This window comes from Actinoplanes xinjiangensis, assembly GCF_003148685.1.
Taxonomy (GTDB): Bacteria; Actinomycetota; Actinomycetes; order Mycobacteriales; family Micromonosporaceae; genus Actinoplanes; species Actinoplanes xinjiangensis.
The window spans coordinates 1-19,096 of the sequence record NZ_QGGR01000025.1; the positions used below are offsets into that span (position 1 = coordinate 1).

A 19,096-nucleotide genomic window follows, 5' to 3' on the forward strand; every position below is an offset into this window, starting at 1 on the left:
CGTATCCCAAGGGGAAACACCGACGTTGGCGGGCGGCCCACCCTGATTTTCACGCCTGCGAGGCGTCACCGGAAGGGATAGGAGAACTGACCTGAGAATCGCCCCCGGCCTCTGCCGGGGGCGATTCGTCGTTCGGGCCGGTGAACGGTTCGCCTCCGGCCTACACCGCGGCCCGGTACGCGATCTCCCGGTCGAGCAGCCAGGCGGTGGTCGTCGTGGCATCCTGCGGGCGGGCGATCCCGTAGCCCTGCGCCAGGTCGCACCCGTACCCGCGGAGCCGCTCGAAGATGTCCGCGTCCTCCACCCCTTCGGCGATGATCTGCATCCCGAGCGAGTGCGCCAGCTGTACCGTGCTGTGCACGATCGCCGCGCTGCGCGGGTCGACACCGCAGCGGCTGACGAACGCCCGGTCCAGTTTCAGGTCGTCGACCGGCAGCACCTGGAGGTAGCTGAGGCTGGAGTAGCCGGTCCCGTAGTCGTCGACGGCCAGCCGCGGACCCATGTCGCGCAACCGGCCCAGCGTCTGCAGCGCGTTGTCGGCGTCGGTCATCAGCACGCTCTCGGTGACCTCCAGCTCCAGGGCCTCCGGCGGCAGGCCGTGCCGGCGCAGCAGCGCGCCCACCTGCTCCGGGAAGCCGGGATCGCGAAGGTCGGAGACCGACAGGTTCACCGCCACCGACACCGGCAGACCCTCGTCGTGCCACCGGCGGCTCTGCCGGCAGGCCAGGTCCAGCACGACCGCGGTGATCCGGCCCATCAGGTCGGCGCTCTCCGCGGTGTAGAGGAACGCGTCCGGGTAGATCAGCCCGCGTTCCGGGTGCTGCCAGCGGACCAGCGCCTCCACCCCGACGACCCGGGCGGCCGCGTCGACGGTCACCTTCGGCTGGTAGTGCAGCACCAGCTCACCACGGTCCAGGCCGGTACGCAGTTCCTCCAGCATGGTGAGCCGCGCCCGGGCGTGGTCGTCGAGGCCGGTCGCGAAGACCGGACCGCCGCCGTGACCGGTCTTCGCGGCGTACATCGCCACGTCGGCCCGGCGCAGCAGGGTGGACCGGTCGGTGCCGTCGTCGGGGCAGATCGCGATGCCGATGCTCGCGTCCACGTGCAGGTCCACCTCCGGCAGCACGAACGGCTCCCGCAGCGTGCGCAGCACCCCGGCGACGACCTCGGCGGCCCGGTCCCGCCCGGTACCCGGCACGATCAGCCCGAACTCGTCACCGCCGAGCCGCGCCAGCAGCACCTCGGTGCCCAGCGAGTCACGCATCCGGGCGCCGACCAGCCGCAGCAGGGTGTCCCCGACGTCGTGGCCGAAGCTGTCGTTGACCTCCTTGAACCGGTCCAGGTCGACGTAGGCGACCGCGAGCGTGGCGTGCGGCCCGTCCAGTTCGCGTTCCAGGCGCTCGACGAAGAACCGGCGGTTCGCCAGCCCGGTCAGCTCGTCGGTGCGGGCCTGCCGGCGGGCGGCGCCGAGGGCCTCCGCGGTACGGACGCTGGCCATCATCCGTACGATCGCCGCGGTGATCGCCGTCCCGGCGAGCAGGCTGCCGACCGGTGCGACGTCGTGTTCGGTCAGCGCCGCCCACAGCAGCAGGCCCAGGCAGCTGACCGCGAGGACGGCCGGGACCGCGGTGCTCAGCCACAGGCTCGGACGTCTCCTCTCGGCGCGCCCCACCGGCTGCCGGGCGGCCAGCGACAGCAGGGAGAGGCCGACGAGCCACGTCAGGTCGACACCGACCGGCACGTGGACGCCCTCCCACAGCAGCACCATGCTCACCGTGTCGGCGCCCGCGAACAGGGCCATCCCGGCGATCAGCAGGCCGAGCACCCGGTCGCGGCGCCAGCCGCACAGCGCCCACGCGCCGAGCAGGCAGCCGATGACCGCGATGTCGGCGATCGGGTAGGCGGCGTTCACGACGACGCCGAGCATCGTCGAATGCGGGGCCGGCTCGACCGCGGCGAGCACCGGCACCGAGACCAGCGACGTCACCGCGGTGGCCGCGATCACCCCGTCCAGCCAGGCGGCGGCGCTGACCCGGGGCAGCCGGTCGCGCAGCAACAGCACCAGCGCGATCCCGAAACTCGGGTAGAACGTCAGCCACAGCGGGTCGGCCGGGGTGATCAGGGGTTCCGGTTCGAGATCGCGGACGTACACCCACCAGTAGAGGTTGCCGCAGGCGTAGGCGAGCTGGCCCGCCGACAGGAACGCCCACGCCGTACGGACCGGGCGGGCGGCACGTCCGGCGACACCCGCGACGATCAGGCCCGGAATCAGGTAGAGGAGGTTGTGCAGCAGCCCGGCGGCGGTGCCGTCGGCCACGTCGAGGGCGTAGACAAGCACCTGGGCGGTCAGCAGGATGCCGAGGCACCACCACGCCACACGTTCGCGGCGGGTCGTCTCCGAGAAGAACGAGCGGGGCCACACGTCGGACCTATCGGAGCCCGGACGAGGATCTTGAGTGTTAGCCCGGTCTCCCCGAGGCACGGCAGGGCCGCCGGGCCACGCCGTGCCCGGCGACGTCGAGTTGCTGATGCTCGGGCAGGCGGGTGCCCAGCGCGGCCAGATGCACCGCGGTCACCACCTCGACGGTGTCGCCGGCCGGCATGGTGATCCGCGAACCGGGCGGCGCGACGGTGTCCGGTGGGCAGAGCACCGTGAATCCGTCGGGCCGGCGGGCGATCACACACGGGCCGACCGGGACCGCACGACGTCCCGGCGCCTCCACCCGGACGGTGCAGGGCTCGTCGACGTGGAGCAGAGCGAATTCGAGCCAGTTCACGCCCCCAAGATTGCCCGGCGGCGGCCGGATTAACCCCATGCCGGTCGCGACGGTGCCCGTGGCACGATCTCCGGATGCCGTACTACCCCGCCCACGACGGCCTGCGCCTGTTCTACGACGTGGCCGGGGACGGCCCGCCGCTCGTGGTACTGCCCGGCGGACCCGGTATGGACGTGCGCTACCTCGGTGACCTGGGCGGCCTGTCGGCGACCCGGCGGCTCATCCTCGCCGACGCCCGGGCCGGTGGCCGCTCCGAGGTGCCCGAGGACCGTTCGACGGTGTCGTTCACCGCCCAGGCCCGTGACCTGGAGGCGCTGCGCGAGCACCTGGGACTCGACCGCCTGGACGTCCTGGCGCACTCGGCGGGGACCCTCACGGCACAGGAGTACGCCGTCACCCACCCGCACCGGATCCGCCGCCTGATCCTGGTGACGCCGATCGGCCGGGCCGGCCGTGACACCGATCCGGCCGAGGTCGCGCGGATCCGGGCGTCCCGCTCGTCCGAACCGTGGTATCCGCAGGCGGCCGCCGCGGCAGGGCCGTTCGCGCAGGCGCTCATGGTGCCGTTCCACTGGCACCGATGGACGCCGGAACGCCGTACCGAGTACGTTCCCGGTCACGCCAACCGGCTGCCGTGGTTCCGGGACGGGTTCTACGCCGGTGACGCCCACCCGGGTCCGGTGCTCGCGCCGGTGCTGGTGGTGGCCGGCGCGTCGGACGGGATGATCGGCACCGCCCCGGCCCGGGTGGTGGCAGCCGCCCATCCGCACACCCGTTTCGAACTGCTGACCGAATCCGGTCACCGGCCCTGGGTGGAGCAGCCGGAACTGTTCCGCAAACTCGTCGAAGACTTCCTGACGTAGCGGTCGCCGTATCCGGCCCGCATCCGGCCCGCATCCTGCCCATCCCGGGTTGCGTCCGGCTAGCACCCGGTCGCATCCGGTAAGGCCTCCTAGGAGGCTGGGCCTGCCCCCGTCAGACCGTGGCCGAGTGCTCGACCTGCCGCGGGTCGTCGCCCGAAGGATCTCTAACCCAGGACGGCGACCAGGTGCTCGACCCGCCGCGGGTCTTCCCCGAAGGTCTCCAACACCGATCCACGTCGGCGACCGGCAGCACCACGATCTTGATCGTGCGATCCGCCATCGTCAGTTCGGTGGCTGGTTCGCTTACAGGAACGGCTGCCGCTCGCGCACCCCCGGCGTCGTCCCAGGGGGACTCCCTGGCCGGTATCCGGGCCGGATCCGCGGGGACGGGTCGCGCAGTGCCGGCGGGAGCAGGAAGGTGACGTTCTCGTCGGTGACCCGGTGTTCGGTGACGGTGTCCGGGCCGAGGGCGGCGATCACCTCGTCGACCAGGTGCGGCGGCGCGGAGGCGCCGGCGGTCAGTCCGAGGGTACGCACCCCGTCGAGCCAGTCGGTGCGGATCTGCGTGGCGTCCTCGATCAGGTGTGCGGGTGTGCCGTGGCGCCGGGCGACCTCGACGAGCCGGGCGGAGTTGGAGGAGTTGGCGGAGCCGACGACCAGGACGAGATCGCAGGCGGCGGCGATGGCGGCGACCGCCTCCTGCCGGTTGGTGGTGGCGTAGCAGATGTCGTCGGTGTCCGGCCCGGTGAGTTCCGGGAAGCGGTCCCGCAGCGCGCCGACGATCGCGGTGGTCTCGTCGGCGGCCAGGGTGGTCTGGGTCAGGTAGGAGACCCGTCGCGGGTCGTCGACGTCGACCGTGCCGGCGGCGGCGACGTCGCCGACCAGGCGGATCCCGGGGACCTGGCCGAGGGTGCCCTCCACCTCGTCGTGCCCGGCGTGGCCGATCAGCAGGACGGTGTCGCCGCGGGCGGTGAAGCGCCGGGCCTCGGTGTGCACCTTGGCGACCAGGGGGCAGGTGGCGTCGATGACGTGCAGGCCGCGGCGGGTGGCGTCGGTGCGGACGGCGGGTGCGACCCCGTGGGCGGAGAAGACGACGGTGGCGCCCTCGGGGACCTGGTCGAGTTCGTCGACGAAGATCGCGCCGGCGGCTTCGAGGCGGGCGACGACGTGGGTGTTGTGGACGATCTGACGGCGTACCCAGATCGGTGGTCCGTGCCGGTGCAGGGCGTTCTCGACCATGTCGACGGCGCGTTCGACGCCGGCGCAGAAGGACCGTGGGGCGGCGAGCAGCACTTCCATGATCACGGAGCTTAGGTGGGATGGTTCGCTGTTCTACAAAAACCGCCGAACAAGCCCCGAGCTGGGATAAAACGGGCTAGACGTAAGCCATATTCAGGGATGAAACGGGGCGTTGACTACCGTGACCAGTTCAGTGAAGCCGGCCAAGACCCGTGAGCAGCAGGACCAGGAGTACCAGCAGAGTCTCAGCACCATCGCGGCGCGGAACCTGACCCACACCACCAAGTCCGTCCCGCAGATGCAGGAGATCACCTCCCGGTGGCTGCTGCGCAAACTGCCCTGGGTCGAGGTCAAGGGCGGCGTCTACCGGGTCAACCGGCGGATGACCTACCGACTGGGTGACGGGCGGCTGACCTTCACCAACACCGGCGCCTCGGTGCAGGTGGTGCCGGGTGAGCTGCGGGAGATCGCGGTGCTGTCCGGGATCGAGGACGAGGAACTGCTGCGCGGGATCGCCGACCGGTTCGTCCAGCAGGAGTACCAGCCGGGTCAGGTGATCGTCGAGTTCGGCTCGGTCGCGGACAACCTCTACCTGATCGCGCACGGCAAGGTGGAGAAGATCGGCGTCGGGGCGTACGGCGACCCGCTGAGCCTGGGCGTGCTGGCCGACGGGGAGAAGTTCGGCGAACGGGTCCTCATCGACGACAACAAGATCTGGGAGTACACCGCCAAGGCGATGACCGCGGTGACCATCCTGGCCCTGCCCCGGGCGGCGTTCGCCGAGGTGACCGCACGCAGCGAGTACCTGCGCGAACTCGTCGAGGGATTCCGGGACAAGAGCCGCCGCCCGCAGAACAAGCACGGCGAGGCGGCGATCGCGGTCGCGGCCGGCCACTCCGGTGAGCCCACCCTGGCCGGCACCTACGTCGACTACGAGACCAATCCCCGCGAGTACGAGCTCAGCGTCGCCCAGACCATCCTGAAGATCCACACCCGGGTCGCCGACCTCTACAACGACCCGATGGACCAGCTGGAGCAGCAGCTGCGGCTCACCGTCGAGGCGCTGCGTGAACGCCAGGAGTACGAACTGGTCAACAACCGTGAGTTCGGTCTGCTGCACAACGCCGACCTGCGCCAGCGCATCCACACCCGCAGCGGCCCGCCCACCCCCGACGACCTGGACGAGCTGCTGAGCATGCGGCGCAGCACCCGGTTCTTCCTGGCCCATCCCCAGGCGATCGCCGCGTTCGGGCGGGAGTGCACGAAGCGGGGCATCTACCCGCCGCCGGTGGAGATGGACGGGCACACCGTGCCGTCGTGGCGGGGGGTGCCGATCCTGCCGTCCGGCAAGATCCCGATCAGCCACACGCACACCACCTCGATCCTGGCGATGCGGATCGGCGAGTCCGACCAGGGCGTGATCGGCCTGCACCAGACCGGCATCCCGGACGAGTACCAGCCGGGCCTGAACGTGCGGTTCATGGGCATCAACGATCAGGCCGTCATGTCGTACCTGGTCAGTGCCTATTATTCGGCGGCCGTGCTGGTGCCGGACGCGCTCGGCATCCTCGACCACGTCGAACTCTCGCACTGACATGTCGGTGATCTCGGATCTGCGGGGTGCGCCGCCGCCGCACCTGCGCGCACTGTTGCCGGGCCTCGGCATGTCCGCGGCCCGTGCGTTCCTGAAGCCGCTGGTGGCGCCGCCCGAGGACGGACGGCTGTACTGCCCGGACGCGATCAGGGACGATCCGGCGCTCGGCGCCCTGGTGGACGACCGGCTGCTCCGATGGGCCGGGGAGGTCGGGATCTACCCCGGCCGGCTCGACAAGCTGCGGTCCTACGGGTTCGGCCGCTACATGATGCTCGCCCACCCCGCCGTCAGCGACCCCGACCGGCTGTTGATGGCCACGAAATGCCTGGTCGCCGAGTGGGCCGCGGACGACTACTACGTCGACGAGGTGGAGCTGGGCGCCGAGCCGGCGGTGGTCGGCTCCCGCCTGGCCCGGCTGATCTCGGTGGTCGACCCGGCACAGATGGTTCCGCGGTACGCCGCCGACATGGACGGTTACCACCGGCTCCAGCCCATCTCGGAGGCCTTCCGCACCGCCGTGGAGCACCTGTCCGTCTACGCCTCGCCGGCGCAGCTGGGCCGGTTCCAGCATCAGATGGCGATCCTCTTCCTGGCCTGGACGCAGGAGGCGGACTGGCACGTCAACCGGCGCACCCCGCCGGTCTGGGAGTACCTGGTCCAGCGGCATCTCAACAGCTACCTGCCGCCGATGATCCTGATCGACGTGCTGGCCGGCTACGAGCTGCCGGCGCACGAGTTCTACCACCCGGAGGTACGCCGCGCCTTCACCACCGCCGGCAATGCGGCCGTGATCGTCAACGACCTGCACTCCGGGCCGGCCGAGTCAGACACCGACTTCAACCTGCCGCGCGTGTTGCAGCTGAACGAGGGCCTGAGCCACCGGGCGGCGATGGCCCGCACCGTCGAGATCCACAACGAGCTGATGCACACCTTCGTCGGGCTGGCCACCCAGCTCAGCGCCGCCGGATCGCCGAACCTGCGGCGGTTCCTCGCGGACACCTGGGCCTGGCTCGGCGGCAGCCGCCGGTGGCACGCCACCACCGGCCGATACAACCACGGGAGTCAACGATGACCAGCACGATCCTCCGTACCGACTTCGAGAAGTCCGTCGCCGCGTACTGGAACACCCACCGGAACGACCCGGTGAACCTGCGCCTCGGCGCGGTCGACGACCTCTACCACCACCACTACGGGGTGGGACCCTACGATCCGACGATCCTGGACGGCCCGGCCGAGGACCGCGAGCAGCGGATCATCGCCGAGCTGCACCGTCTGGAGAGCGCACAGGCCGACCTGCTGCTCGACCACCTCGGCCCGGTCGCCCCGGGCGACCTGGTCCTGGACGGCGGTTCCGGCCGTGGCGGCACCAGCATCATGGCGAACCAGCGGTTCGGCTGCGAGGTCGACGGCGTGTCCATCTCCGAATACCAGGTCGGGTTCGCCAACGAGCAGGCCGCGCGGCGTGGCATCGCCGACAAGGTCCGCTTCCATTTCCGCAACATGCTGGAGACCCGGCTGCCGGGCAACACCCGGCAGGCGATCTGGACCAACGAGACCACGATGTACGTGGATCTGTTCGACCTGTACGCCGAGTTCGCCCGGCTGCTGAGGTTCGGCGGGCGCTACGTGTGCATCACCGGCTGCGCCAACGACGTGACCGGCCTGCGCTCGAAGGCGGTCAGCCGGATCAACGAGCACTACACGTGCGACATCCACCCGCGCAGCCAGTACTTCAAGGCCCTCGCCGCGAACGGGCTCGTCCCGATCAACGTGGTCGACCTGACCGCGGCGACCATCCCGTACTGGGAGCTGCGGGCGAGGTCCGAGGTCGCCACCGGTATCGAGGAGTCGTTCCTGACCGCGTACCGGGAGGGCAGCTTCCACTACCTGCTCATCGCGGCCGACCGCATCTGATCAGTGGGCCGGGCGCGGTTCCGCCGCGCCCGGCCGTATCGCCCCGCTACCGGGCGGTCACCGCGGTATGTGGAACTCGACCTCGGTGCCCTGCCCGGGCCGGCTGTAGATCTCCGTGGTGCCGCCCAGGTCGGCGATCCGCCCGCGCATCGACTGGGCCACTCCGAGCCGTCCACCGGCCGCCGCCTCGTCCAGACGGTGCGGCCCGAAACCGGCGCCGTCGTCGCGCACGGTCACCCGTACGCCGTCCTGCTCGTCCTCCAGAAGGATCCAGGTCCGGGCCTCCGGGCCGGCATGCCGGCCGACGTTGTCGAGCGCCGCCTGCACCGCCGCCAGCAGCTCGGCCGCGCGGCCGGCCGGCAGGAGCACCGCCCCCGCCGGCGTGGACACCTCGATCCTCGGGGTGGCCAGCGCGGTCAGCGCCGCCCGGAGATCGACGTCGGCGCGCGGGTCGGCCGGGGCGGCGGCGCCGCTGAGCAGATTGCGCAGCGCCACCTCCTGCTCGCCGGCGAGGGCGGCGAGCTCGGTGCCGCCCTCCCGCTGCACCAGCGCCAGCACCTGGAGCACGCCGTCGTGAATGGGACGGGCCAGCCGGTCACGTTCCGCGGCGGCGGCCTCCCGCCGGATCTGTTCGGCGCGTCGGCGTTCGGCCCAGCGCCCGGCCAGGTGATGGGCGATGCCGAGGCCGGCGATCGCGGCGGCCGCCACCAGCATCAGTACGGCCGGGGTGGACAGTGATCCCATCGCCGACCCGATGTCCTGCGGAGGGGCGCCGCGCTGGATCCGGATCACCTCGAGGGCGGGCACGCCGGCCACCGTGAGCACCGCGGCGATCGGTCCGAGCGCTGCCGGGACCGCGCCGCGCGGTGCGAGCACGTGAGCGGTCGCCCCGAAGACCGCCGTCACCGTGGCGACCGCCAGCACGAGCATCAGGAAGGCGGGTACGACCCGCTGGTCGGCGGCCAGCCGCTGTGGTGCGCCGCCGGTGCCCTCCTCCACGATGAACATGGCCAGGGCGGTGCCGACCGCGAGGGTGGCGGTGGCGGCGATCCGCCACCGGTTGGCCACCGCCGCGATGCCGACGGCCACACCGGCGACGACGCCGATCAGGCGTGCGGGTCCGGTGGCGGCCAGGGTCTGGTGGGCGAGAACCAGGGGGTACGCCGCGGCGACCTGCACGGTCGCGGCGGTGAGTGCGCCGGTCAGTCCCCACAGCCCGGTCAGGGTGGCGCAGACGGCGACGAGCACGAGCGTCACCACGCCGAGGATCGCGGCCTTCTCGTTGCCGTACGCCAGGCTGTACCCGCTGACGCCCAGCAGCCGGGCGAGGTGCTCGGTGGGGAACAGCGCCACCGGCAGGACGACGAAGGCGGCCAGCCCGGCCGCGATCAGGAAGCGCAGGTGCCGCCAGGACCAGAAGCCGCCCTCGACGGCTCCGGTGGCGGCCCGATCGCCCTGTCGCAGCATCCAGAGCGCCGGCCCGACGGCGGCGAGCCCGGCGGTCAGCAGGCCGGCCCACCGGAGAGTGAGTCCCGCATCGGCCCGGTAGGGCTCCTCCGCGATGATGCGGGCCAGTGCCCCACCGGCCAGGACGGCCCCGGTGCCGAGCCCGGTCACCGCCACCCCCAGCACCACCGCCCGGTTGGTCAGCAGGCTCTGTGCGGCGCCGAGCACCCCGACGGCCAGCATCGGGAAGGCGGCGCTGGGCAGGTGGTAGAACGGCAGCGTCGTGGAATCGGGCAGCATGGCGGGCCAGACGATCGCCGTGCTGATCAGGCCACCCGCCACCAGCAGGTACGGCCACCAGCGCAGCAGGCACAGGGCCAGCACGGTCGCCGCGGTCGGGATGAGCGGGAAGACCAGGCCGCGCGAGTCGTAATACCCGTCCGGGCCCTGCACGCCGACCATCGGTGAGAACGTCGCGCCGTAGGAGGAGGCGGTCAGCGTGATCAGGAGACTGCCGCCCAGCCCGCCGAGCGCCGTCCACCAGCGCAGCATCCGCTCATTCATGGTGGTGATCATGACTGATGGACCGGCGCGGCGGCGTCCCGGTGCCTCGGCTCAGGCCGCCGGACGGTCACCGGGGAGCTGTGGAGATTCATGCGTCGACCATGCTGGAGACAGGTGGCCGCGGGCATGAGTACAGCTACTCATCTCCACCCGTTCTCCAGCTCAGGACAGATCGGGGTCAGGCCTCGACCAGGGCGGCGGCCAGACCGCGGGCGTGCTCGGTCCACGGGGCCGGGCGCATGGTGGCCGGGTCGAGGCGGATGTTGACGCGGCGGCCCTCGGCGTGGACCTCGGTGCCGTCCGGGGATGTCACCCGGAACCGGTAGTCGGCGCTGGTGGTGCCGAGTTTGGCCAGCCAGAAGTGCACGGCGATGTCACCGACCGAGGTCACCGGGCGGTGGAAGGTGATCGCATACTCCCGGACGGCGTTGAACGCGTCCGGTGAGGTGGGGCGGCCACCGGCGAACGAGACGCCCCGGTCGGCCCACCACTGGGAGACGGCCCGCTCGACCAGGACCGCGTAGCGGGAGTTGTGCAGGATGCCCATGGCGTCCAGGTCGTCGAAGTGCACCGCGGTGCGCTCGACGGCGCCGTGGGTGACGGTCGGCGTGGTCATGTCGTCTCCGGAAGGATCGTGGGGTCGGTGGCGATGGCGCGCAGGTGCTCCAGCAGGGAGCGGCGGGCCCGGCGGCAGGTGGGCCCGGCGCCGAGGACCGGGGACTGCATGACGGCGCAGACGCCGAGCGCCTCGGTCTGGTAGGCGAGCTGCCCGGGGTCGACGCCGGCCGGCAGGTCGCCGATCGTGACGGCCTCGGCGGCGAGCCCGGTCAGGAACGTCATCCAGTCGGTCAGCTCGGCGGCGAGACGGTCGCGGACGACGCCGGGGCGGGCGTTGAACTCGAAGTGGGCGTTGGCGAAGAAGCAGCCGCCGGGCAGCACGCCGGACTCGTAGAAGGCGAGCCGGCTGTCGTGCACGGCCCAGAGCCGGCGCACGCCGGGCGGGGCGGTCATGGCCGGCCGGATGACCCGGTCGGTCCACTGTGCGCGTGCCTGGTCGACGACGGCGAGCTGGAGCGCCTCCTTGGACCGCCAGTGCGCGAAGAGGCCGGACTTGCTGACCCCGAGCGCGTCGGCGACCTGACTGAGCGAGAGCCCGTCGAGCCCGGAGACGGTGGCGAGCAGCAGCGCCTGCTCGAGCACCGCGCTGCGGGTCCGCTCACCCCGGACCAGCCTGCCGTCCTGTGTCATAACCCGAACCTACAAAACGACCGACCGTTCGTAAATATTGAGCCGGTCACATCATCCGTTCCAGAACAAGCTGGCTCTCACCGCTGTCTCGGGGCCGCTGAGACAGCGGTGAGAGTCAGCCGACCGGACGGTTCGCCTACTGAGGGCGAGAGGGGGTTCGTCTCAGTCCGGGGCCTCGCCCTCGTCAGAGCCCGCGCTGTCCGGCTGGACCTCGTCGTCCGGCGCGGCCACCTCGATGTCCGGCGCCTCGACCTGGTCGCCCGGCGGGTCGGGCCGCTCCGCGTTGAGTGGCGGATGCTGTCCGGTGTCACTGCTGTCTGTCGTCATGACCTACCGGATCCCCGGTTCTCGGCGATCCACTCCTGGAAAGAGCGCACGAAGCGGCGGGACGGCCCGATTCAGCGGGTCAGGATCGGGGCGAGGACCTCGTGGACGTACGTGTTGGGGTGCTTGCCGGTGAACCGGTCGGCGAGCGGGCCGTAGGCGGAGACCGGGACGTCCTGCGCGGTGTGGCCGGTGGTGATCCACCGCATGCCGAAACGGAGCTTCGTGCCCTTGACCGGGAACGCGTCACCGTCGACGACGGCCAGGCCGCCGGTCTCGTGATCGCCGGTGACGACGACCAGGGTGCCGGGGTGGGCGGCGGCGAAGGACTGCGCGACCTCGACGGCCCGGTCCAGCTCGCCCATCGCCTGCAGGACGCGGCGGCCGTTGTTGGCGTGCGCGAACTCGTCGACGGCCTCCTCCTCGACCAGCAGGAAGAACCCGTCGGGGTCGGCGGCGAGGATGCCGAGGGCCTTCCGCGTCATGGTGGCGAGGTCGACGGGCGGCTCGTAGACGTCGCCGTTCTGCTGGAACATCTCCTCGTTGGCGAACAGTCCGAGCAGTCTGCCGCCGTCGGCCGCGGCGAGCCCGCCGGCGGTGGAGACGTACCGGTAGCCGTCGTCACGGGCCCGCGCGACGAGGTCGCCCTGCCGGCCGAGACTGGCCTCGGACGGGTCGGCGGAGGGCCGGTCCGGGTGGGCGCCGGGCGTGCCGGCGGGTAGCCACCAGTCCTCACCGCCGCCGAGGATGACGTCCGGTTTGGACACCTCCAGGTATTGGCGGGCGATGTCGTCCTGGGCCTTGCGGTCGACGGCGGTGGCGAAGAACGCGGCCGGGGTGGCGTCGGTGACCTGCGCGGTGGTGACCAGGCCGGTGGCCCGGCCGGCCCGTTTGGCCTGCGCGCCGAGGGTGGGCAGTGATCGGCCGCGGGTGTCGACGCTGACGGCGCCGTTGTAGGTGCGCCGGCCGGTGGCCCAGGCGCTGGCTCCGGCCGCCGAGTCGGTGACCACCGATGCCGGGTCGGCGGGGCTGGTGGTGAGCTGCCCGGAATACGGGAACCGGTCCATGGCCAGGCTGCCGTCCGGGCCGGCGAGGAAGAGCCGGCCCGCTTCGCGGTGGGCGGCGGCCATGCCGTCACCGTTGATGAAGATGACGTTGCGAACGGCCGCGGCGGACGCCGGGACCGCGACGCCGCCGTCGGCCGGAGGTTGCCGCAGCAGATACAGGCCGGTGAGGGCGAGCAGACAGGCGATCACCGGTACGGCCAGTTTGCGCACGAAACGTACGGTACGCGCAATCGCCGGTGTCAGGGCCGGGCCCGGCGCAGAACCTCCTCGGCGGTGAGCGCGCTCGCCGGGTGGTGGCTCAGGCACATCGGGGTGGAGACCTTGCGGAACGGGCGGCCCTCGGTGACGGCGTAGAACTGGCCGGTCCGCAGCCGGGAGATGTCCAGCACGGCACTGCCCTTGGCCTGGGCCACCTCCTTGGCGGCGGCGATCTGGGTGGGGCTGTTCAGGAACCCGAAGAACTGGGTGGCCGCGTTGCCGACGATCCGGTTGTGGATGCCCTTGGGCGCCTGGGTGGCGAAGATCAGGCCGAGACCGTACTTACGGGCCTGGCCGGCCAGTGCCAGGGTGCTCTCGGTGCAGGCGGTGGGGGCGCCGGACGGGGCGAACGTCTGCGCCTCGTCCATGACGAACAGGCCGCCGAGTGGGCGGTCGCCGGCCGGGTGGCGTTTGATCCACGAGAAGAGTGCCATCTGGAGCTGGTTGACGAAGCTCTGCCGCTGCTCGTCGTTGTTCAGCCCGATCAGGCTGACCACCGAGACCCGGGCCCGTCTGCCCGGCGCCGGGGTGAGCAGGACACCCGGGTCCAGGGGTGTGCCGGCGCCGCCCAGGAGCGGGTCGTTGACCATGGCGGCTTTCAGGGTCTCGGCCATCTCGGCGGCCAGTTCCCGGGCCCGGCCCAGCGTGGTGGCCTCGTCGGGCAGGTCGGTGAGCAGGTCGACGAAGTCGCCGAGGCCGCGCCCGCCGCTCCGGCCGAAGTGTTCCAGGGCTTTGCGCAGCACGGCCCGGCCGCGGTCGGCCTTGGCGGTGCCGGCCGCCATCCGGGCGCGCGGGGCGAGCGCGGCGACGGCCGCGTCCAGGGCGAGGGCGAACTCGTCGGGCTCGTCGAGGACGGCGGCGAAGTCCGGCAGCGGTTGCAGGCTCAGCGGGCGGCCGGACTCGCGGCGCGGGGTCCAGACGACCACGTCGGTGCCGTCGAGGTAGGCGCGGGCGCGGGCCGGGTCGTCACCGGTCCACGATCCGGGTGGCTGGGGCCAGGCGTCGCCGAGACGGGCCAGGTCGTTGTTGGGGTCCAGGACGATCGCCGAGACGCCGTGCAGGGCGCACTCCTCGACGAGCCGCCGGATCAGGACGGTCTTGCCGGAGCCGGAACCCGCGAAGATCACGGTGTGTTTGCGCAGCGACTCCAGGGTCAGCTCGACGGGTGCACCGGACTCGGCCGTGACGCCGGCCCGCACCGACGGCTCCCCCGCCGGGATCGGCACCGGCGCGGCGGCCGGGGCCGGCGCCCGCACCGGGACGCCGGGGTCGCCGAGGATCGCGGTGAACAGGGTGGTGCGCCCGGCCGGACGGTGCGAGCGCAGGAAGTCGGGCAGGGCGGGATCGTTCTCCGCCAGCAGGACGGCCAGAGCGGCGAACGTGCGCAGATCGTCCGGGGCGATCGTGGTCATCGTGCCGCCGAGGTCGAGGAACTCCTGGCGTACGCGGGTGCTGACCGGCCCGGTCGGCCAGTCGCCGTTGCGCAGCAGGACGGCCCGCCGTTTGGGGACCGCCGGGTCGAGTCCGGCGAGGCTGCGCAGCCGGGCCAGGCGGGCCTGGACCGCCCGCGCGTTGGTGTGCGCCAGACCGCGGAAGTACCAGTGGGCCTCGTCCTCGATCTCCGAGTTCAGCGTCTCGCAGAGCCAGGCGTGCGCCGACGGGTTGCCCTGTTCGACCGGCTGCACGGTGAACCGGCCGCCGCCCTGTTCCACCGCCCAGGCCCGTAACCCGGCCTCCAGCAGCCGCGGCATCGCCGTGTCCTCGGTCGCCGGGTCCAGCGCGGCCGTCACGTCGGCCTCACCGCTGAGCCGCCCGAGCCGGGCCGCGAGCCGGGACAGGTCCTCGGCGTCGGCGGGGGGCGGGGCCGGGGCCTCGCTCTCCCGGTGCCGGGTGAGGTCGGCGAGCGGGATGATCTCGTCGCGGGCCAGGCAGTACCGGACGTGCTCGTCGGCGCGTTCGATCAGCTGCCGGGGCGTGCGGTCGGCGGCACCCTCGAAGGCCTCCGGCAGGATCGGCCAGGTGAAATACGGCGGCTTGAACTCGGCCGCCTCGAAGAGCGGCGCGAACCGGGCCGCGATCAGCCGCTCCGCGACCTCCCGCGACGGCAGCCGCTGGAGCCGGGTCTCCTGCCGGAACCGGCCGCCGGGGGCGCCGTGGCGGATCCGCTGCCAGGAGGTCGGCAGGCAGGCGACCACGGTCACCGTCCGGAACAGCTTCTCCCGCAGGTCCATCAATCCGTGGCCCAGGTCGGCGGCGATCACGGCGGTACGGCCGGGGTCGCTCTGCGCGAAGATGACGTCGATCTGGTCGACCGCCAGCATGCTCGGGCCGGTCAGGGCGAGCAGCCGGGAGATCTCCACGGCCACGTCCTGTTCGGACTTGCCGACCCGGGGCAGGCGCCACCGTTCGGCGTCGGCGGGTGCCGGCTCGGCCAGCGACAGCAGCCAGGACTCCCCCAGGTCGGCGACGCCCGCGTCGGCGGCGGCCAGCAGGACCAGGGCCCGCAGAGTGAACCGGCAGTCGCGGCCGGCCTCCGGGTCGGCGGTCCGCACGCCGGCCACGAACGCGTCGAGGGCGGCCGGGGTGAGCGGTGCCTGCCCGCGGATCTGCCGGCGCAGCGTGCTGGGGATCTCGGCGCGTTCACTGAGACGTTCCAGGAACATCGCGAGCTGGGTGTGCCGGTAGTAGCCGGAGCGGCGCAGTCCCCGCAGCAGGGTGTGCACGATGTTCGTCCAGAAGGTACGGCCGTCGGCGATGCCCATCAGGAAGAAGTAGCCCTCCCGCTGCTGGGCCTTCTCCCGGGCCCAGCGCAGCAGGTGCGTCTTGCCGGCACCGTGCTGGCCCTCCACGACCAGACCCAGCGGGCTACCGGTACGGCGGGCCTCGGCCTCCTCGAAAGCGTGCAGCACGGCCGCCCCGGCCGCCCCGTTCAGCTCGTCGAGGTGCACGTCGAGGTCGGTCCACACGTCCTCGGGGGTGGGCGCCCAGTCCAGGCGCCGCAACTCGTTCAGCGCCCGCCGCTGGTCCGGCTCGATCACGGGCGGCCGATCGTGATCAGATGTTTGGCCTCGCCCCCGATGAGGATCGCCGCGTCGTGGGCGTCCGGGGTGAGTTCGTGGCGGGCCGGGTCCGGGTCGAGGTGGATCTCCCGGCGGCGGTCCAGGCCGGCCAGGGCACGGTCCTGGTCGGTCCGGTCGACGCCGGTCAGGCGCTGCCGGAGCGCGACGAGGCCGACCAGGTCGCCGGGTTTCTCGGCCAGTTCCCGGTAGGCGTCGAGGATCCGGTCCTCGATGGAGCCGGTACCGGTGCCGGTGCCGGGCCCGCGGTCGGGCTCGGTGAACACGTCGGCGATCTGCCGGTCGGTGCGGTCGAGGAGCCCGGCCAGGTGGCGGAGCGTGGCGTAGTGCAGCAGCCAGGCGCCGGAGACCCGCTCCGGTGGAGGGCAGCGGAATTCCCGGCGGGCCCGTGCCCAGCCCCGGTCGGTCAATTCGTGGAAGATCGCATTCCGTGGGCCCTTTTCGAAAACGAGCAGCCCGGCGGCGGCGAGTTCCTCGCGGACCGCTTTGGTGATCTCGATCCGATAGGCCTTACGAAGATCGGGATTCGACACCCGCTCCGCGCGCACCATCAGGGCGATCAGGACCTGGCGGGCGGGAGTGCTGAGCTCAGCGGCCATGAATGCGATCTCCGAACGATCATTCAGCGAACGGTACGACGCATGCATCATTACCGGATTCGATGAGAGCGCCATCATTCCCCGGATGTCCGCTATCCGATTCACACGCACGCCGGTAGGTCCATTGACACTCGACGAACGAACGGGCGCCCCCGTGGATCGAGGGCGCCCGTGCCGTTGACCACCGCATACGCCCGGCGGTCGCGCCGGGATCTTCAGGCCCGCCTACGTCGCGCCGTAGCGGAGGGTCGTCCTACTGGCTCGTACCGCATGACGGGTTTTGATCAGCACCAGGTCAGCGTGGAGTTGGACCGGGTGACGTTGCTGACGGTGTTGTTGCTGCCCGTGCAGGGGCTCCAGCGGATGTTGGTGTTGCTGACCGTCAGGTTCTGGAACCGGATGCCGGACGACGGCGCGAAGTCGGTGCGGGCCGCGATGCGGATCTCACCGCCGCCGCTGACCGTGCCGGAGACGCCGGCGACGACGACGTTGTAGCAGTTCTCGACCAGGATCGCGTTGTTGCCGGTGTTGGCGATGTCGACGCGGTCGATGGTGGCGCCGCCGCTCTCCGAGACGCAGAAGACACCACGGCCGCCACCGCGGGCCTTGACCGTGCCGACCTTGATGTTGTTCGGGTAGGAACTGCCGACCCGGCCGTTGCGGTTGGCCATCCGGAAGGCGGCGTATCCGGTGCCGGCTCCGGCGTTGTCGGCGTCGACGGTGCCGACGGTCGCGTTGATCGTCTGGTTCAGCAGCAGGCCGGACTCACCGACGCTCCGGGCGGTGACGGTGCCGATGGTGATGCCGTCGACGCCGTACGTCTCCATCGCGTGGCTGCTGGCGCCCTGCACGTAGACGCTGTCGACGCGGACGTTGCGGGTCCACTGGCTGGTGTCGCCGCGGTTGTCGATGCGCACGCCGAGGCCGCGGCTGAGCCGCATGTCGATCTGGCCCAGCCACACGTTCGTGACATTGCGCATGAAGATGCCGTAGATCGGCGCGCCGGTGACGTTGAGATACGGGACCTCGATGTTGCTGACGCCGCGGGCGTAGATCGGTGCGTAGTCGCCGCTGCCCGAGCCGGTCACGTTGATCGTGCCGCACACCGACAATGACGTGTAGCTCGCCAGGGAGATGCGACTGCCCGCGCTCATCGAGCCGTTGCCACGGACGACGACGCGCTGCATGGACGTACGGCCGGCGGTGAGACTGCCGATACCGGCCTGGACGGCGGCGCGGAAGTCGGTTCCGGTGTAGACGGCGGAACCCGCGGCGTTGCGGGCGGTCCAGGTGCTGCCGCTGACCGTCACCTGGGACTGGAAGGTGCCGTCACCACAGGCCGCGGCGGACGCCTGCTGGAGACCGAGGGCGGCGCCGGCACCGGCGAGGGCGGTGGTGAGGAGCGCGGTGAACGCGATCCGGAGGGAACGGGATCTCATGGGGGATTCCTTACGGTGAAAAGTGCTCACATCGGGGCATGTGAGCGCTCACGGGGATTCCCAGGAGTTTCCGCACGTTTCTTAAGACTGTCAAGTTTGTCGATGCTTATGGCAGGTAGACCTGATCCGCCTCGGTGATCGAACCGCCCTCGATCCGGAAACGCAGCAGCATGCCGCCCTCCAGCTGTCCGAGTTCGGCCTTCTTCAGCTCACCCAGATCGACCACCCGGATCCCGGCGCCGGGAGCGAACTTCACGGTGCGCAGCTTCGTGTTGTTGTTCCGCAGGTAATAACCGACGCACCAGTCGTTCTCGGCCGGGTTCTCGCCGTCGTCGGCGCACGCCTGCACGGCGGCCTTACCCACGAAATAGTCGACCAGGTCGTAGGTCAGCTCCCGGGATGCCGGGTCGATCTTGTTGATGAACGCGTACTGCGGACCGGAAACAGTCGCCGCCGGCGAGCCCGTGGCGGCCGCCGTCGCGGTCGCTGTGGTTGCGGTCGCTGTCGATGCGGGGTCCGCCGGTCCGGTCGTCGGTGCGGCGGCCGGCGCGGTCGTCGAGGCGCCCGGTGCCGGCGCGGACGGGGTGCCGGCGGTCTGGCTGCCACATGCGGCCAGCAGGAGAAGGAGCGGGACGAGAGTGAGGTGCCGGCGCATGCCGGTAACGTAACGGACCGCGACGGCCCGGG

The 19,096-nt window shown here is 71.6% G+C and carries 16 protein-coding genes; 4 read left to right on the plus strand and 12 right to left on the minus strand.

Annotation, left to right across the window (positions count from 1 at the left end):
* Window positions 1-160: 160 nt before the first annotated feature.
* Together BC793_RS37495 and BC793_RS37500 are read right to left on the minus strand one after the other, a co-directional pair.
* On the minus strand, window positions 161-2,422 hold the full coding sequence (locus BC793_RS37495; protein WP_109601322.1) for a putative bifunctional diguanylate cyclase/phosphodiesterase: 2,262 nt from the start codon (window positions 2,420-2,422) through the stop codon (window positions 161-163).
* Between the two features lie 37 nt (window positions 2,423-2,459).
* Complete coding sequence (locus tag BC793_RS37500) at window positions 2,460-2,777, minus strand: DcrB/PsbP domain-containing protein (protein ID WP_109601324.1); 318 nt, start codon at window positions 2,775-2,777, stop codon at window positions 2,460-2,462.
* 74 nt (window positions 2,778-2,851) lie between these two features.
* Here BC793_RS37500 and BC793_RS37505 point away from each other — a divergent pair, with 74 nt between their 5' ends.
* Entirely contained in the window at window positions 2,852-3,640 is a 789-nt protein-coding gene (locus BC793_RS37505; RefSeq protein ID WP_109601326.1) for an alpha/beta fold hydrolase, read from the plus strand.
* Window positions 3,641-3,943: 303 nt separating this feature from the next.
* Here the strand turns inward: BC793_RS37505 and ispH are convergent, their stop codons facing one another.
* Window positions 3,944-4,939 carry a 4-hydroxy-3-methylbut-2-enyl diphosphate reductase gene (gene ispH, locus BC793_RS37510; protein ID WP_109601442.1) on the minus strand — a complete coding sequence of 332 codons (996 nt, stop codon included), beginning with the start codon at window positions 4,937-4,939 and terminating at the stop codon, window positions 3,944-3,946.
* A gap of 121 nt (window positions 4,940-5,060) precedes the next feature.
* Here ispH and BC793_RS37515 point away from each other — a divergent pair, with 121 nt between their 5' ends.
* From BC793_RS37515 to BC793_RS37525, 3 genes are read left to right on the plus strand one after another with little or no spacing between them, the layout of a single operon-like run.
* Window positions 5,061-6,473 carry a family 2B encapsulin nanocompartment shell protein gene (locus tag BC793_RS37515; RefSeq protein ID WP_239170496.1) on the plus strand — a complete coding sequence of 471 codons (1,413 nt, stop codon included), beginning with the start codon at window positions 5,061-5,063 and terminating at the stop codon, window positions 6,471-6,473.
* 1 nt (window position 6,474) lies between these two features.
* The gene (locus tag BC793_RS37520; RefSeq protein WP_109601328.1) at window positions 6,475-7,545 is read left to right on the plus strand and encodes a family 2 encapsulin nanocompartment cargo protein terpene cyclase; all 1,071 of its coding nucleotides are present in this window, start codon (window positions 6,475-6,477) and stop codon (window positions 7,543-7,545) included.
* Entirely contained in the window at window positions 7,542-8,387 is an 846-nt protein-coding gene (locus tag BC793_RS37525) for a geranyl diphosphate 2-C-methyltransferase (protein WP_109601330.1), read from the plus strand. Before BC793_RS37520 ends, BC793_RS37525 begins: the two co-directional genes overlap by 4 nt.
* 57 nt (window positions 8,388-8,444) lie before the next feature.
* Here the strand turns inward: BC793_RS37525 and BC793_RS50820 are convergent, their stop codons facing one another.
* The 9 genes from BC793_RS50820 to BC793_RS37565 form a co-directional block, all read right to left on the minus strand.
* A complete protein-coding gene (locus BC793_RS50820) occupies window positions 8,445-10,397 on the minus strand; it encodes an ATP-binding protein (protein ID WP_203896512.1) in 1,953 nt (650 codons plus the stop codon).
* Between the two features lie 178 nt (window positions 10,398-10,575).
* On the minus strand, window positions 10,576-11,013 hold the full coding sequence (locus BC793_RS37535; RefSeq protein WP_109601332.1) for an acyl-CoA thioesterase: 438 nt from the start codon (window positions 11,011-11,013) through the stop codon (window positions 10,576-10,578).
* Window positions 11,010-11,645 carry a TetR/AcrR family transcriptional regulator gene (locus BC793_RS37540; protein WP_109601333.1) on the minus strand — a complete coding sequence of 212 codons (636 nt, stop codon included), beginning with the start codon at window positions 11,643-11,645 and terminating at the stop codon, window positions 11,010-11,012. The genes BC793_RS37535 and BC793_RS37540 overlap by 4 nt, the downstream gene beginning before the upstream one ends.
* 162 nt (window positions 11,646-11,807) lie before the next feature.
* Entirely contained in the window at window positions 11,808-11,972 is a 165-nt protein-coding gene (locus BC793_RS49935) for a hypothetical protein (RefSeq protein WP_158319498.1), read from the minus strand.
* A gap of 71 nt (window positions 11,973-12,043) precedes the next feature.
* On the minus strand, window positions 12,044-13,246 hold the full coding sequence (locus BC793_RS37545) for an alkaline phosphatase (RefSeq protein WP_239170497.1): 1,203 nt from the start codon (window positions 13,244-13,246) through the stop codon (window positions 12,044-12,046).
* A gap of 29 nt (window positions 13,247-13,275) precedes the next feature.
* Window positions 13,276-16,332, minus strand: a complete 3,057-nt coding sequence (locus tag BC793_RS37550) for a helicase HerA domain-containing protein (RefSeq protein WP_203896513.1) — start codon at window positions 16,330-16,332, stop codon at window positions 13,276-13,278.
* Window positions 16,329-16,970 (minus strand): hypothetical protein, encoded by a 642-nt coding sequence (locus tag BC793_RS50825; RefSeq protein WP_158319499.1) that lies wholly within the window; start codon window positions 16,968-16,970, stop codon window positions 16,329-16,331. Before BC793_RS50825 ends, BC793_RS37550 begins: the two co-directional genes overlap by 4 nt.
* A gap of 284 nt (window positions 16,971-17,254) precedes the next feature.
* Window positions 17,255-18,409, minus strand: a complete 1,155-nt coding sequence (locus BC793_RS37560; RefSeq protein ID WP_109601335.1) for a hypothetical protein — start codon at window positions 18,407-18,409, stop codon at window positions 17,255-17,257.
* Window positions 18,410-18,515: 106 nt separating this feature from the next.
* Complete coding sequence (locus BC793_RS37565) at window positions 18,516-19,064, minus strand: hypothetical protein (protein ID WP_109601337.1); 549 nt, start codon at window positions 19,062-19,064, stop codon at window positions 18,516-18,518.
* Window positions 19,065-19,096 lie beyond the last annotated feature (32 nt).